The following is a 14,712-nucleotide window of genomic DNA, read 5'->3' as shown; positions in this document are numbered from 1 at the left end:
GGGGGCAGGCAATGCGCCACACCAGAGCTGAACAGTTCCACAGGCCAAAGGCTGCTCTACTGCTGTTAGTAGTGGCTATCTTGGGTATCTCTGGTTGTTCCTCCTTGCCGCAGGAAGTTGTAGAGGCTCCAACAAGTGCGGTTCCGGTTGCCAGTAATACAGCGGAGATGACGACGCAAGCTCTTGCCACCACTGCTGCTGCTTATAAGCCGGCTACGGAGACAGGGCCAGCCGAGAATGTTCCGGTGCCTGTCTTGCCTGAGAAGGCCAAGGAATTCAGTAAAGAAGGACTGATTGCCTTCACTGAATACTGGTATCAAACCCTGGGTTATGCCTTTGAAACCGGAGATCCTGACCCCATGATGGCCATTACTGGAGCGGCTTGCCCCTCTTGTGAAGCGATGAAAGTGGCAGTAGTGCCGTGGCACTCTGAGGGTCGGTGGATCATGGGTGGGCAGATGATGGTCTTGTCCGCCACAACATCCTTTGTTCCCCTCGAAGACGGCACCTATCAGGTTACTGCCTTGGTAAGACAGCAGCATTTGAAGTTCTACCGCGGTGACGGGACTCTTGCTGATGATCGAGGGCAGAAGCCTTCGGTGGGCGACTCGCTAGGTGCGGTTTACGATGCTGGCCGATGGAAGGCTCTTGACATCCAACGGCTGAAAGGTTGATAGGTCTCATGAACGGGTTTAAGCTGCTAGCGCGAAGCATGCTTGCGCTTGCAGTAACAGTGGCCTTTCTATTGGTAGGCAACCACCAAGCTCTTGCTGATAGCGCAGATCCCTTTCTTCCCGAATGGAATAATACTGGTGTTGATACAGGCGGGACGGTGGAAATTCCTGGGTCGGGTGGTGATCAAAGAGAAGTTCCTTCTTCCCAACCGAAGAGTGGTGTCGTCTTCGAGGCGCGACTCGCCTGTGCTGACGGAGACATTGTCATCTTCCCAGAATGTGCGGTAGTCATGCCGGAGTGCGCTGCGGGTGCAGGGAGCAAGGATGGTAAAGCTGGGACAGCCATTTACTGGTATTTTTCTGATACAAGAATCACGCCAGCCGTTTGGGTATTCCACTCGGGGCCGGTGTGTGTCTTTGGAGAAAAACCGCGTGACTTGTTGGCGGAAATTGCTGGGCTGATAGCGCACGAGTTTCAGCGTACTCCCGTCGCCGCTGCAGAGTTTGGCAGCCAGCCGGGGCCTCACACACTTCGGGGTAAGGAGACCAATGTCTGGGCCGAAGCTAAAACTCAAACGTTCAACCTGACCCTGCTTGGCCAAAAGGTGGTCATCACTGCCACTCCGGCCGCCTATACCTGGAGCTACGGGGACGGTACCATCTGGGGTCCTACTCCAATCCACGGTGCACCGCTGCACACGGATCGCATTGGCGAGCAAACGCAAACCAGCCATGTCTACACCGAAACGGGCCGCCTGGCCATCAACCTGACCACTCACTTCAACGGCAGCTATAGTGTCAACGGCGGCCCAGACCTGCCCATCCCCGGCCAAGGAAGTATCCCCTCACCGGCACTGCCCCTGACGGTTTGGCGTGCCGAAACCCATCTCTACGCTGACGACTGCTTCGTGAACCCACACGGAGTCGGCTGTTGACCGATGTTCCTGCGCCGTGCCCAAGGTGCTTTAGTCTTGACTCATGACGGCTACCATCACCTCCCTGACAGGCATGCGCTTTGCAAAAGGCCACGGCACCGGTAATGACTTTGTGCTTATTGCTGATCCTGGTGGCATGCGCGAATTGGCGTCCGAGCAAATTGCCGCGTTGTGCGATCGGCGCCGGGGGATCGGCGGTGACGGACTGATTCGAGCCGTCCGCTCCCGGAACATCGCCGACGGAACAGCCATCCTGGAGGAAAATCCGGCAGCGGAATGGTTCATGGATTACTACAACGCTGACGGTTCGCTCTCTGAAATGTGTGGCAATGGTGTGCGAGTCTTTGTCCACTTCCTCGTGACTCAAGGTCTCGTGGCATTGGAGGCAGGGGAGAAACTGGCCATCGGAACGCGCGGTGGCATCAAATACGTTGCCCGATTAGGTGACGGTTACCAGGTGGACATGGGGCCGTGGGGTTTTATCTTCCCGGAGGAGTCGGGACAAGGCAGTGATTCGCTGGTGGAGGCATCGGGGCTTGAAGTGGCACGGCCCGCGCTATCCATCACGCTTGGAAACCCGCACACCGTGGTGGCTCTAGCGGATCTGGCCGAGTTGGCAACCGTGAACCTCACCCTTACACCCGTTGTGACTCCGCTGCCCCTGCACGGGACAAATGTGGAATTTGCTGTGCCTGCCGAGCCGCTCGTGAAAGACGACGTCGGCCACATTAGTATGCGTGTCCACGAACGTGGCGTGGGGGAGACGCTCTCCTGTGGGACCGGAGCCTGTGCCGCAGCTGCAGCCACCCGTTTCTGGGCTGGCTCTGGGGCCCCGGACTTGTGGGCCGTTGCCTTACCCGGTGGTGTACTGGGTGTGCGTTTCCAGCCCGGGCCGGACGGGCGCGAACATGTCCACCTCAGTGGACCCGCCGTGATGGTGGCCGAAGGTGTTCTGGCCTAGGGGTTGGTGCGTGTAACGCGCAGAATCCTAAACGCCTTGTTGGTGGAATCGCGGGAAACAACAAATCCCGCCTCCGGGAATTGCTCCTTAAGTTCGCCAGCAAGCCAGCGCTGGAGCGAGTCTGAGCCCAAGTTTTTTTGTACCACCAAATACGCTTTTCCGTTGTGGGCCAAGCGTGGCAGCCACATGAGCAGGATCGAATGAAGTTCTGATTTGCCGACCCTGATAGGCGGGTTTGACCAGATGGTGTTGAAGCGCACCTCTGGATCCACGGCGTCTGGGGTTGAAGCTTTGACGTTCTCCAAACCCAAGGCCTTGGCGTTGTCTTGGGTGAGCTCAATGGAACGAACATTGACATCTACTGCGTACACAGTGGTTGCCGGTGAGCGAAGGGCCAAAGTCAGCGCAATGGGCCCCCAACCGCAGCCGATGTCCAACAAATTGCCCTCGGCTGCAGGCGGCGGGGCCTCGTTGAGAAGGATCGTGGTGCCTTTATCTACACCGTCGGGGCTAAAGATGCCCCCAGCGGTGTGCAGTTGGCGCACCTCGCCGGCCAAAGTGACGCTGAGCGGACGGCGTTTCATTGGCGTTGACGGTTCTGAACTGAAATAGTGATCTGCACCCTGAGTACCCATAGTTATGCCAGATTAGTGCCGAATCCGTCCATTGTGTATCTAGGCACGCCTAAGGCCTCCGCGGATACAGTGTGGGTTTATCCACATAGGAGGGCAGCAGAAGGTGTCAGTGTCGGTGTGGCGGACTACGATTGTAGAAAAGCGCCTATAAGGAGAATATGTCCAACGCATCTGCAAACAACGGTTCCGACGGCAACGAGCTGCCCAACGAAGGGCACAACGCGGCAACGTCGGAGAGCCACGGCACAGGAGAGAACGCCCTGTCAGCCGCTGAGATCGAAGTGGTGATTGACCGCATTTTGGCCAAAGACGCGGCCGCAAGCCGTGCTGTGCGTGCCGAGGATGAACTTGAGGGGCAGGATCCTTTCTCTGCTGCGCCGTCAACCCGGCCCCTGAGCGGCCGTGCCCAAGCCGTCTCCACCCTGAATTTTCAGCACAGTAGCTCTGACGGTGATCAAAGTGCGCTGGCAGACCGTAATGCCCTGCGCCGGAAGGCCAGCCTCTCCACCGAACTCGAAGATGTTAGCGAGGTTGAATACCGGCAGCTGCGGCTTGAGCGGGTTGTGCTCGCTGGGCTCTGGTCTTCAGGGACAATGGCGGACGCCGAGAATTCCCTGAAGGAACTGGCCGCGTTGGCCGAAACTGCCGGCTCGGAAGTCCTGGACGGCTTGGTCCAACGCAGGGCCAAACCGGATCCAGCAACATATCTGGGCCAGGGTAAGGCTCAGGAACTCAAGGAGATCGTGCACGCAACGGGAGCAGACACCGTCATCATCGATGGTGACCTTGCTCCCTCACAGCGCCGTACCTTGGAAGAAGTTGTCCACGTCAAAGTCATTGACCGCACAGCACTGATCCTGGATATTTTTGCCCAGCACGCGCAATCGCGGGAAGGTCGGGCCCAGGTTGAGCTGGCACAGATGGAGTACCTGTTGCCGCGCCTGCGCGGTTGGGGCGATTCCATGTCTCGCCAGGCGGGCGGCCGGGTGGGAACTGCCGGAGGCGGTATTGGTTCACGTGGTCCCGGTGAAACAAAGATGGAACTGGATCGGCGCAAGATCCGCAACCGCATGGCCAAGTTGCGCCGTGAAATTGCTGCGATGGCGCCGGCTCGGGAAACCAAACGTGCCAACCGCAAGCGCAACAGTGTGCCCTCCGTGGCCATTGCTGGGTACACCAATGCGGGCAAATCCTCCCTGCTGAACCGTTTGACGGACGCCGGTGTGCTGGTGGAGAACGCCTTGTTTGCAACCCTTGATCCCACGGTCAGGAAAACCGAGACCTCAGAAGGTTTGGGCTACACCTTGGTGGACACGGTAGGTTTTGTGCGCGCCTTGCCCACCCAGCTGGTGGAAGCTTTCCGCTCTACGTTGGAAGAAGTGGCTGACGCCGATCTGATCCTGCATATTGTGGATGCCTCGCACCCTGACCCGGAAGGACAAATTTCTGCCGTACGTTCGGTCTTTGCCGAGGTAGGCGCGCTGCAAATACCTGAAATCATTGTCTTGAACAAGGTGGACATCGCCGATCCCTTTGTGGTCGAGCGGCTCATCCAGCGTGAATCCCGTACCGTGGTGGTCTCAGCCCGTACTGGCCAGGGCATGGATGAACTGCTCCAAGCCATCGAAGAAGGTATTCCGCACCCCAGCGTCTTAGTGACCTTGTTGATCCCCTATGACCGTGGTGATGTACTCAATAAGCTCCATCGCAGCGATGCAGAGATCATCAGCTTGGAACACGGAGAGCATGGCACTTTGGCCCACGCCCGTGTCAGGGAAGACTTGGCAGCTGAGGTTGAGCCGTTTGTCCAGCATGCCTGAAAGTGAACTTTCGCAGCAGGCTCTGGAATTACTGGATCGTGCCGTTGCTGCCATGGGCGGACAGCGCCGTGATGGGCAGCATGAAATGGTCCGCCGGGTAGTTGCTGCCTTGGAGAGCGGGGACCACCTTTTGGTTCAGGCGGGCACAGGCACCGGAAAGTCCCTGGCCTACCTGATTCCGCTGATAGTCAATGCGCTCACCAGCGAGAAGCCAGCCGTCATTGCAACAGCCACTCTGGCCCTTCAAGCACAGATTGTGGGCCGTGACGTGCCCCGGCTGCTCGCTGCTTTGGCGCCAGTATTGCCGCGCCCCATTGACGTGGCTCTCGTTAAAGGCCGCAGCAATTATGTGTGCAAGCAAAAGCTGGCTGGAGGCTTCCCCACAGAAGATACGGGGGAAGGCGCCCTGTTCAGCCTGGGGGAGGACACCAGTGTGGCGCACCTGCCCGGTGCTACTTCCGGGCCCACCTCACAGCTGGGTAAGGAAGTGGTCAGGCTGCGTGACTGGGCGCAGGAGACTGACACAGGGGATCGGGATGAGCTTGTCCCTGGCGTGACGGACAAAGCATGGCGGCAAGTCTCTGTTACCTCCATGGAATGCCTCGGCGCGCAAAAGTGCCCCCTTGCCACCGAATGTTTCTCTGAGCTGGCCCGTGCCCGCGGCGCCCAGGCAGACATTGTTGTCACCAACCACGCCATGCTGGCCATTAGCGCCTTCGAAGGTATAGCAGTGCTTCCTGACTATGACGTTGTGGTGGTGGACGAGGCCCATGAGCTCCAAGATCGGGTGACGGGGGCTGTTACGGGGCAACTATCTGTCCAGATGGTTTCCGCAGCGGCATCAAGCACGCGAAAGCACACGGCGGTTTCCGTGGATGCCTTGCATGCCAGCGCGGCCGCTCTGGACCTAGCTTTGGCGGGGACCCCTGAAGGGCTCTTTCCCAACGGCCTCAATGAACAGCAGTCCCAGGCGGTGGAACAGTTACGCGACAGCGTCCGGGCAGCCCTCTCCGACTCCAAACCTGAGGGCAATGCGGCGGTTGACAGTGGCCGTTCCATTGCTCGTTCACGGCTCAATCTGATCTTTGATCTGTGTGAGCGTTTGCTGGATGCCACCAATGCAAGGGAAGTGGTGTGGGCATCCCGGCCAGGGTCTTTCACCCCCGGGAAGGGCTACCAAAAGGCCGATGAAAGTGAGCCTGCGGTGCTCAATATTGCGCCGTTGAGCGTGGCCATGAAATTGCGGGAAGGACTCTTCGCTGACCGGACGGTAGTGCTCACCTCAGCTACCCTTGCCATTGGAGAGTCTTTTCAAGCCACCGCTGGCGGACTGGGATTGTTGGGTCCTAGCGCACCCGCGTGGACGGGGGCCGATGTTGGATCTCCCTTTGACTACCCCAAGCAGGGCATGCTCTATGTTGCCGCTCATCTGAAAAAGCCGGGCTTTGGCATGTCGGAGGAGCAGCTGGATGAATTGGAAGCACTGATTTCTGCCGCCGGTGGGGGAACCTTGGCATTGTTCTCCTCACGGCGTGCGGCGGAAGATGCAGCTGAGAAGCTCCGCAAGAAGTTGAAGGTGAAGATCCTGTGTCAGGGGGATTCCTCCATGTCGGGGCTCATCAAGGAATTCGCGGATGAACCCGACACCTGCCTCTTTGGCACCATGTCCCTTTGGCAAGGGGTTGATGTTCAGGGCACCTCGTGCCGGCTCGTTGTGATTGACAGGATTCCCTTCCCCCGCCCTGATGATCCGTTGGTGACCGCCCGGGCGCGTGCAGTGGCGCAAAGTGGTGGGGATGGATTCATTGCCATTTCAGCCACCCATGCCGCAGTGAGGTTGGCGCAGGGGGTGGGGCGCCTGATCCGCTCTAGTGATGACCGGGGTGTGGTTGCTGTTCTTGACTCGCGGCTGGCCAATGCCGGTTACGGAGGCTTCCTGCGAGCCGCCCTGCCGCCATTCTGGTCTACGAAAGACCGTACCGTGGCGCTTGGTGCGCTGAAACGGCTTTCCGGAAAGTAGTGCCGCCAACACAAAAGCGCCCCGTCTAGCGGGGCGCTTTTGTGTAGGCAGCTGCTGTTACAGGCTGCGAAGTACCGAGACAACCTTGCCCATGATGGTGGCATGATCGCCAAGAATGGGTTCATAGCGGGTGTTTTGCGGAAGAAGCCAAGTATGGCCGTCGCGTTGCCTAAACGTTTTCACAGTGGCTTCGTCCTCCAGCAAGGCTGCCACGATGTCTCCGTTGTTGGCCGTGGGCTGCTGCCGAACCACAACCCAATCGCCGTCACAAATTGCGGCGTCGATCATGGAATCACCCTGGACCTTGAGCATGAAGAGTTCGCCGCTGCCCACAATCTGCCGCGGCAGAGGCATGATGTCATCCACCGCCTGATCGGCCAGGATGGGCCCGCCTGCCGCAATACGTCCCACAAGGGGTACGAACGCGGTGTCGGAGGAGGAGCTCAGCTCAGCAAAGTTCAATCCATTCGAACTGCGCAACGCCGACGGGGAGCTTACCCCTTCAATCTCAACCGTGCCGCTGTCCAGCACCAGCGGAATCAGAACTTCCATGGCGCGGGGGCGCTTGGGATCGCGGCGCAAATAGCCGTGGCGTTCGAGCTGAGTCAGTTGGTGCGTAACGCTGGACAAGCTAGCCAGGCCAACGGAATCACCAATCTCACGCATCGACGGCGGGTACCCTTTGTCTGCAATACACCGCTGTATGCACTCAAGAATCTTCTTCTGCCGCACGGTGAGGCCCTTCATGCCGGCCCGGCTGGGGGCTTGAGGAATGCGGTGCGGCGGGTCTGGAAGCGTCATGGTTCCGTCGGTCCTTTCGTGGCTGCCCTGAACAATGTCAGTGCCTGCTGGTGGACTGCATCATGCGGCCAATCCTTGTTCTTCCGAGTTTAAGCCACCAAGAGGCGAATTTCAAACATTTGTTCTATTTACTCTTGGCAAGTGTCGTCTATAGATGCTAAAACTGTACTAGAAGGAAATTAGAACATACGTTCTATCGAAGATGTTGAGTGTGGAATTTCGATCCGATGGGTGTGCTTGGCCACGGGATCCGGATTCACGGTGAAAGGACCACAAGTCATGAATGCAGCGCTTATCTCCCACGCATCCTTTGGCGTTTCCACAGCAGGGGTTAGCGCCCGTGCGGCCCGCATTGACCAGACAGTTGGAGCGGGGCGCACCGGTGCCATCACCGCTTCCCATTCCAGGGGTGCCTCCGATGCTGCAGGAAGGCTAGCGCTGACCAGGCGCGGGCGTCTGGTGTTCTTAGGGATTCCAGCCATTGTCAGCGCCGCCCTACTACTGTTTTTGGCGCTGGCCATCATGGCGGGCTCTCTGGCGGGACCGGCGAATGCTGCAACGGAGTCGCAGCCGGTGAACCTTGCAGATTATGCCGTTGCGGTAACCGTCTTACAAGGTGACAGCCTCTGGAGTATTGCGGCCGCCGCAGATCCGGGCCGTGATGCACGCCATGTGGTCAGGGAGATCGTTGCCCTCAACGACTTGGGAAGCGGGATACTTCACGCCGGGCAGCGACTGTACGTCCCCATTCCCAAATAGCCCTCCGTACCAATAGGTCCGCAGGCCAAGAGCGCTCCTCCACAGCCGGGTAAGGTCTTGGCAGGTGTCCGCATTGTGTCGCCGTTTCGAACTTTCTCACGGCCACCAAATATGCTGGGGGAATGGACCAGTTTGAACGCCTCCGTCAATTGCCGCTTCGTGACGATCTGCGAGGCCTGCGCCCTTACGGGGCTCCTCAGCTAAATGTTCCCGTTCTGCTGAACGTCAATGAAAACACCCATGGCGTTCCCACGGATGCAAAAGAGGCCATCTTGGCAGCCGTTGCGCAGGAGCTTGACGGCCTCAACCGCTACCCGGATAGGGAATTCACGGTGCTTCGTCAGGAATTGGCGGCATATCTGGGTCATGGTCTGACGGAGGAGAATCTCTGGGCGGCCAACGGTTCCAATGAAGTTCTTCAACAACTGTTGCAGGCCTTCGGTGGCCCCGGCCGAACGGCCATGGGTTTCCCTCCCACCTATTCCATGTACCCGCTGCTCGCCAGTGGCACAGGGACTGGCTACGTGGCAGGTGTCCGTGAGGATGACTTCACCCTCACCGCGGAATCTGCGGCGGAGCAGGTGCGCCGCAACGGCCCCAACATCGTCTTCCTGTGTTCGCCCAACAACCCTACGGGAACGGCTCTTGGGCAAGATGTGGTCGAGGCGGTCTACCAGGCAGGGGAGGAATCTCAGGCCATCATCATTGTTGACGAGGCGTACGCCGAATTCGCCCAGACGGGAACCCCTAGCGCACTGAATCTTCTCAAGGGCCGTCCTCGACTAGTCGTCTCACGCACTATGAGCAAGGCCTTCGCCTTGGCCGGTGCCAGACTTGGCTACTTGGCCGGCGCCCCTGAGGTAACCGACGCGCTTCGCCTGGTCCGCTTGCCCTACCACCTCTCGGCCATCACCCAGGCAACTGCTGTGGCTGCTCTGCGGAACTCCACCTCTTTGCTGGCTAACGTGGAGCAGATCAAGGTCCAACGTGACCGGATTGTGCAGGAATTAAAGGAATTGGGACTCACCCCGGCCCCCTCAGATTCGAACTTTGTTTTCTTCGGTGGTCTAGAGAATCCCCATGAAGCGTGGCAGGCGTTGTTGAATGACGGTGTGCTCATCCGCGATGTTGGAATCCCCGGGCACCTGCGCGTCACCGCCGGCACGGAAGCGGAAACTACTGCATTCCTCACCGGGTTGCGTACCTTCCTAGCTCGCTAGTGTTCCCTGTAGTGTCCGGCCTTGGACTAAGTTCATCATTTGCGCCGCGGTTCATGAGTTCCACCGGACCCGGGTAATTGGGTCAAACTGACCTAGCCAATAAGTTCGCCAGTGGGGAACTGGTTGGGCATAACAGTGCCTTCCCTTCTAAGCTGGTATCAATACACCCCGTTTCGTTTGAGCGCCCCACCCTGCCCGGTATCTGCTGGTCGGGGCGCATAGTACACAAAGGACTGCCGCAATGACTGAGAACAGCCCGAAACCCGGCCAGGGACGTACGGCCCGACTGGAGCGTGCCACGAGCGAGTCCAGCGTCATGGTGGAAATTAACCTCGACGGGACAGGCGTGTCAAACATTGACACCTCTGTGCCCTTCTATGACCACATGCTCACGGCGCTGTCTAAGCACTCCTTGATTGACATGAACATCAAGGCCACGGGTGACACCCACATCGATGCCCACCACACCGTGGAAGATGTTGCCATCTCCTTGGGCGAGGTTCTCAAGGTAGCCCTGGGCAACAAGGCCGGCATCCGCCGTTTCGGTGAGGCAACCATTCCGTTGGATGAGGCATTGGCCAACGCCGTGGTAGATGTTTCAGGCCGTCCGTACCTGGTGCACAGTGGCGAACCTGCCGGTCAGGAATACCACCTGATTGGTGGTCACTTCACCGGGTCGCTGACACGGCACGTGTTTGAAGCCATCACCTTACACGCGCAAATCTGCCTGCATATGACGGTCATCGCCGGCCGAGATCCGCACCACATTGTTGAGGCCCAGTTCAAGGCCTTCGCCCGGGCTCTGCGCTCAGCCGTCGAAGCCGATCCCCGCGTCACTGGAATCCCATCCACGAAGGGTCTTTTGTGAGCTCTGGAGCTAACGAGACAGCAGTAAATAGTAAGCCCACGGTCACAGTTCTGGACTACGGTTCCGGCAACGTCCGCTCCGCAGTCCGGGCGTTGGAACGCGCCGGCGCCGTTGTCACACTCAGTGCAAAGGCCGACGACGTGCTGCATGCCGATGGCCTGGTGGTCCCCGGCGTTGGTGCCTTCGCCTCCGTGATGGATGAGCTCAAAGCCGTGGACGCGCTGCGCATGATCGGGCGCCGGGTTGCTGGGGGCCGGGCGGTGCTGGGTATCTGCGTGGGCATGCAAGTGCTTTTTGATGCCGGTGTAGAACATGGTGTGCACCGGGAAGGAATGGGGGAGTGGCCTGGAACTGTGGAACTGCTCCCTGCCCCTGTGGTTCCACACATGGGCTGGAACACCGTCACCGCAGCTCCGGGCTCCATGCTCTTTGAAGGTGTGGATTCGGAACGCTTCTACTTTGTCCACTCCTACGGTGTGCAAAAGTGGGATTTTGAGGTTCTCCAGCCCAAAATGCGTCCGCCCATGGTGACCTGGTCAGAGCACGGCGCACCATTCATTGCCGCCATTGAAAATGGCCCGCTGTGCGCCACACAATTCCACCCGGAAAAATCCGGTGACGCTGGAGCGCGCTTGCTGCGCAACTGGGTCCAGTCATTGACCAAGGCGGCACGCTGATGTATTCGCTGTTACTGATGGCCCTGGCAGGCGTGCTGATTGGTGGAGCCTATACGTTCTACCAGCAGAAAACCGCCCGCTGGATTCCCGTCTGTTTTGCCGCACTTGCCGTCATGTCCCTGATAGCGGCATACCTCTTTACCCAATAGGACACAGCTCTACCCACTGGGGCCTAGTTCTACCCATTTGGCACCAGCGCCACTGCTGGCACCTGCTCCATTGATTCCCTGAAAATCTCTTGAACTAACAACGTTGAGGAACCCATGACCACCCCCATTTTGGAATTGTTGCCTGCCGTGGATGTTGCTGACGGACAGGCCGTCCGCCTGGTACAAGGCGAAGCTGGTTCGGAAACCGGATACGGTTCGCCCCTGGAAGCTGCCCTGAAGTGGCAAAACGACGGCGCGGAGTGGGTCCACTTGGTTGACTTGGACGCCGCCTTCGGCCGTGGCTCGAACGTGGAATTGCTGCGTGAGATGGTGGCAAGCCTGTCTGTCAAGGTTGAGCTCTCGGGCGGAATCCGCGACGATGCGTCCTTGGAAGGTGCCCTCGAATTGGGTGTTGGCCGGGTCAATTTGGGCACTGCTGCGCTGGAAAACCCCGAATGGACCGCCAAGGTGATTGAGCGCTTTGGTGAGAAGATCGCCGTCGGACTTGATGTCCGGGGCACCACCTTGGCTGGCCGTGGCTGGACCAAGGAAGGCGGGGATATCTGGGAGGTTCTTGCACGTTTGGAGGACGCTGGCTGTGCCCGTTACGTGGTCACCGACGTCACCAAGGATGGTACGCTGCGCGGCCCTAACGTGGAATTGCTTCGTGAAATGTGTTCCCGCACGTCCAAGCCCGTTGTCGCCTCCGGTGGCATCTCCAGCTTGGAAGATCTGCGCGTACTGCGCGAGCTGGTGGGGGTAGGAGTGGAGGGCGCCATCATTGGCAAGGCCCTGTACTCTGGCCAGTTCACGCTGCCGCAGGCCCTTGACGTTGCAGGCCGCCGCTAAACGATGACACAGATGCCCAAGAAGGAACTGCCCGGCCACATTGCCGCGGCCTTGGCCGGTGCCGGTGGGTCTACCGATTCGGCCGGGCAGCCTTGGGCGGGGCGGAACCTTCCGTCGCACGAGCAGTACCATAACTTTGAGACGGACGACGGCGCTGCAGACTCCGGCTACACCGCGGCCTTGGAGAAACTTCTCACGGGTGAGTGCACGGAGGCGGATGTTGTGGCTGCACTTGCCACCGCCCGCGTCTTCATCCCGATCGTGGCTCAACTTGCGGAGCAAACCGTGGGAGAGAACGGGCTGGTCTCCGATAAGGAATCCGATATGGCTTTGGTGACCTTGCAAGGGCCGGATGGGCGCCGGGCGCTGCCCGCCTTTACTCATGCACTTGCACTGTCCCAGTGGTATCCACAGGCCCGCCCTGTTGCTGTGTATGCGGCCAGGGCGGCTCTTTCGGCCGTGGCTGAAGAAGCACAACTGTTGGTTTTGGATCCCGGTTCGCAGCGACCGTTCGTGGTGCGCAGGCCGGCCATGTGGGCCTTGGCCCAGCAGCAGGAGTGGGTGCCAAGCTATTGTGATGATGCCGTCAGCCGTATTCTGGCGGACTCGGCGCTCGCTCTGGGACATCCATCCGTGGTAAGAATTTCCGCAACGTCAGGGCAGGGCATACAATCCCTTTGGGACACAAAAACCGAACCGTCTGGACGGTTGGTGGCCGGTGGCGGAACGGGCCCGGAATTGTGTGTCACACTGACCCTCTTGCCCGGGCTGGATCAGTCCGCTGTCAATGGGGTCCTCGCAGCCCTTCAAGAGTCCTGGGCGGCGAACGAGCACTTTGCCTGCGCTGTTGATTCGATCCAGATTCGGCTTCAGCATCCCCTCACCCCGCAGGACCCCATCGCAACGTAGCACAGGTGCTCATTTGTGATCATCATGAAAGAGAGTGCCCCGTGAACTTTGCCGCGTACCGTGAAATCCTGGCGGTTGGACCCGTGCGCAGACTGCTGATCATAGCCATGTTTGCACGCATCCCGCATGCGGCTGCCGGCGTTCTCCTGACACTGCACGTTGTTGAAACCATGAAGCTCAGTTACGCCTCCGCTGGGCTGGTTGCCGCCGCCATCACGATCGGCATGGCCTTCGGCGCCCCGTGGCGTGGGCGGCTCGTTGACATTCATGGACTGCGCAGAGCTCTAGTTCCCTCAGTGATAGCCGAGGTTGCCGTCTGGAGCGTGGCGCCGCTCTTGAGTTTTCAATTCCTTGTGGTGGCAGCATTCATCGGTGGAATCTTCGCCGTACCCATCTTCTCCGTGGTCCGTCAAGCGCTGAGCGTGATGGTGCCTCAGGCGCAACGGCGTACCGCGTATGCCTTGGACTCCATGGGGGCCGAAATCACGTTCATGATTGGTCCGGCTGCGGGCGTTTTGTTGGCCACCACCATTCACACTGTGGTTGGTCTGGTCATCATTGGGCTCACGGCGTCCATGGCCGGGGTGTTCTTGATGATCTTCAACCCACCCACCAGAACCGGGCAAAAGGGATCCTTCGTAGCCGTTGGCAGCGCCGAGGTGGCGCCCATCGATGCCGTTGAGGACCGCCCAGCCCCCGACCTTGCAGATAAGAACATCCTACTCAGGATGTGGGGCGGTACACGGCACAACCTGCGCTGGGTCAACATTGCTGTGCTTGCCATTTTGGGGACATCATTGGGAGCCGGGCTGGTCCTGGCCGGCACCAATGTGGGCATGGTGGCCATCATGCGGGAAAACGATGTTGTAGGAGATTTGGGTATTGTTTTCCTCTTCTGGTGCGGTGCCTCGATTGTTGGTGGCATTCTCTACGGAGCCCTCAAACGCTCCATTAACCCCTTGTGGCTGCTGATGGCCATGGCACTGCTGATCATCCCGATGGGATTTGCCACCGATGCGTGGACACTGGGCCTGCTCTCTATTCTTCCGGGCCTGCTCTGCGCGCCAGTCCTGACCTCAAGCGCTGAACATATTGCTGACCTGGTATCGGAACGCCGGCGCGGTGAAGCCATGGGCTGGTATGGATCCTCGATGACTATTGGCAGCGCCATGGGCTCACCCTTTGCAGGAGCCATGATTGATCGCATTGGCCCCTGGGCTGGCTTCGCCATCATTGGAGCCATCTGTGGCACGTTGGCAATCATTGGCCTGATCGCCATGTCGGTGTGGAACCGCCGCCGCAATGCTGCACTTGCAAAGAGTGCAACATCAAAGCTCGGGGCCGAGTTGGACCCGGATGAGTTCATGGGCCAACCAGATCCGGTCTAAAGGGAGTTTAGAGACAAAAGAGAGTGCAGTTGGTGGACCAGAATGGT

15 protein-coding genes are annotated in these 14,712 nt (G+C 59.1%); 13 read left to right on the top strand and 2 right to left on the bottom strand.

Going from position 1 to position 14,712, the window contains the following annotated elements; all coding sequences use genetic code 11:
- The first annotated feature begins 167 nt into the window (after positions 1-167).
- The 3 genes from RY113_RS11585 to dapF all read left to right on the top strand — a co-directional run bounded on the left by RY113_RS11585 (position 168) and on the right by dapF (position 2,570).
- A complete protein-coding gene (locus RY113_RS11585; RefSeq protein WP_146212952.1) occupies positions 168-674 on the top strand; it encodes a DUF6318 family protein in 507 nt (168 codons plus the stop codon).
- A gap of 440 nt (positions 675-1,114) precedes the next feature.
- Complete coding sequence (locus RY113_RS11580) at positions 1,115-1,609, top strand: hypothetical protein (protein WP_315914696.1); 495 nt, start codon at positions 1,115-1,117, stop codon at positions 1,607-1,609.
- A 43-nt stretch (positions 1,610-1,652) separates the two neighbouring features.
- Entirely contained in the window at positions 1,653-2,570 is a 918-nt protein-coding gene (dapF, locus tag RY113_RS11575) for a diaminopimelate epimerase (RefSeq protein ID WP_315914695.1), read from the top strand.
- Here the strand turns inward: dapF and RY113_RS11570 are convergent.
- Complete coding sequence (locus RY113_RS11570) at positions 2,567-3,205, bottom strand: class I SAM-dependent methyltransferase (protein ID WP_110104340.1); 639 nt, start codon at positions 3,203-3,205, stop codon at positions 2,567-2,569. The genes dapF and RY113_RS11570 overlap by 4 nt on opposite strands.
- A 158-nt stretch (positions 3,206-3,363) precedes the next feature.
- Here RY113_RS11570 and hflX point away from each other — a divergent pair, with 158 nt between their 5' ends.
- Both hflX and RY113_RS11560 read left to right on the top strand, forming a co-directional pair.
- On the top strand, positions 3,364-5,025 hold the full coding sequence (gene hflX / locus RY113_RS11565) for a GTPase HflX (protein ID WP_110104339.1): 1,662 nt from the start codon (positions 3,364-3,366) through the stop codon (positions 5,023-5,025).
- Positions 5,018-7,045, top strand: a complete 2,028-nt coding sequence (locus RY113_RS11560) for an ATP-dependent DNA helicase (protein ID WP_110104338.1) — start codon at positions 5,018-5,020, stop codon at positions 7,043-7,045. The genes hflX and RY113_RS11560 overlap by 8 nt, the downstream gene beginning before the upstream one ends.
- Positions 7,046-7,102: 57 nt before the next feature.
- Here RY113_RS11560 and lexA read toward each other — a convergent pair whose 3' ends face one another.
- Positions 7,103-7,846, bottom strand: a complete 744-nt coding sequence (gene lexA, locus RY113_RS11555; protein WP_110104337.1) for a transcriptional repressor LexA — start codon at positions 7,844-7,846, stop codon at positions 7,103-7,105.
- 279 nt (positions 7,847-8,125) lie between these two features.
- Here lexA and RY113_RS11550 point away from each other — a divergent pair, with 279 nt between their 5' ends.
- The 8 genes from RY113_RS11550 to RY113_RS11515 all read left to right on the top strand — a co-directional run bounded on the left by RY113_RS11550 (position 8,126) and on the right by RY113_RS11515 (position 14,665).
- Positions 8,126-8,605 carry a LysM peptidoglycan-binding domain-containing protein gene (locus RY113_RS11550; RefSeq protein WP_315914694.1) on the top strand — a complete coding sequence of 160 codons (480 nt, stop codon included), beginning with the start codon at positions 8,126-8,128 and terminating at the stop codon, positions 8,603-8,605.
- 122 nt (positions 8,606-8,727) lie between these two features.
- Positions 8,728-9,825 (top strand): histidinol-phosphate transaminase, encoded by a 1,098-nt coding sequence (locus RY113_RS11545; protein ID WP_315914693.1) that lies wholly within the window; start codon positions 8,728-8,730, stop codon positions 9,823-9,825.
- A gap of 241 nt (positions 9,826-10,066) precedes the next feature.
- Positions 10,067-10,693 carry an imidazoleglycerol-phosphate dehydratase HisB gene (gene hisB / locus RY113_RS11540; protein ID WP_315914691.1) on the top strand — a complete coding sequence of 209 codons (627 nt, stop codon included), beginning with the start codon at positions 10,067-10,069 and terminating at the stop codon, positions 10,691-10,693.
- Positions 10,690-11,370, top strand: coding sequence for an imidazole glycerol phosphate synthase subunit HisH (gene hisH, locus RY113_RS11535; RefSeq protein ID WP_315914689.1), 681 nt, complete (start codon positions 10,690-10,692; stop codon positions 11,368-11,370). The genes hisB and hisH overlap by 4 nt, the downstream gene beginning before the upstream one ends.
- Positions 11,370-11,519 carry a hypothetical protein gene (locus RY113_RS11530; RefSeq protein ID WP_315914687.1) on the top strand — a complete coding sequence of 50 codons (150 nt, stop codon included), beginning with the start codon at positions 11,370-11,372 and terminating at the stop codon, positions 11,517-11,519. Before hisH ends, RY113_RS11530 begins: the two co-directional genes overlap by 1 nt.
- A 114-nt stretch (positions 11,520-11,633) precedes the next feature.
- Positions 11,634-12,368, top strand: a complete 735-nt coding sequence (gene priA, locus RY113_RS11525; RefSeq protein WP_110104332.1) for a bifunctional 1-(5-phosphoribosyl)-5-((5-phosphoribosylamino)methylideneamino)imidazole-4-carboxamide isomerase/phosphoribosylanthranilate isomerase PriA — start codon at positions 11,634-11,636, stop codon at positions 12,366-12,368.
- Positions 12,369-12,380: 12 nt separating this feature from the next.
- Positions 12,381-13,277 (top strand): SseB family protein, encoded by an 897-nt coding sequence (locus RY113_RS11520; protein ID WP_315914685.1) that lies wholly within the window; start codon positions 12,381-12,383, stop codon positions 13,275-13,277.
- A 41-nt stretch (positions 13,278-13,318) separates the two neighbouring features.
- The gene (locus RY113_RS11515; protein WP_315914683.1) at positions 13,319-14,665 is read left to right on the top strand and encodes an MFS transporter; all 1,347 of its coding nucleotides are present in this window, start codon (positions 13,319-13,321) and stop codon (positions 14,663-14,665) included.
- Positions 14,666-14,712 lie beyond the last annotated feature (47 nt).

The organism is Arthrobacter sp. lap29 (assembly GCF_032458965.1).
GTDB classification, from domain to species: domain Bacteria; phylum Actinomycetota; class Actinomycetes; order Actinomycetales; family Micrococcaceae; genus Specibacter; species Specibacter psychrochitiniphilus.
The sequence above is the reverse complement of the archived record's forward strand: the minus strand, read 5'-3'. Positions and strand labels throughout refer to the sequence as shown.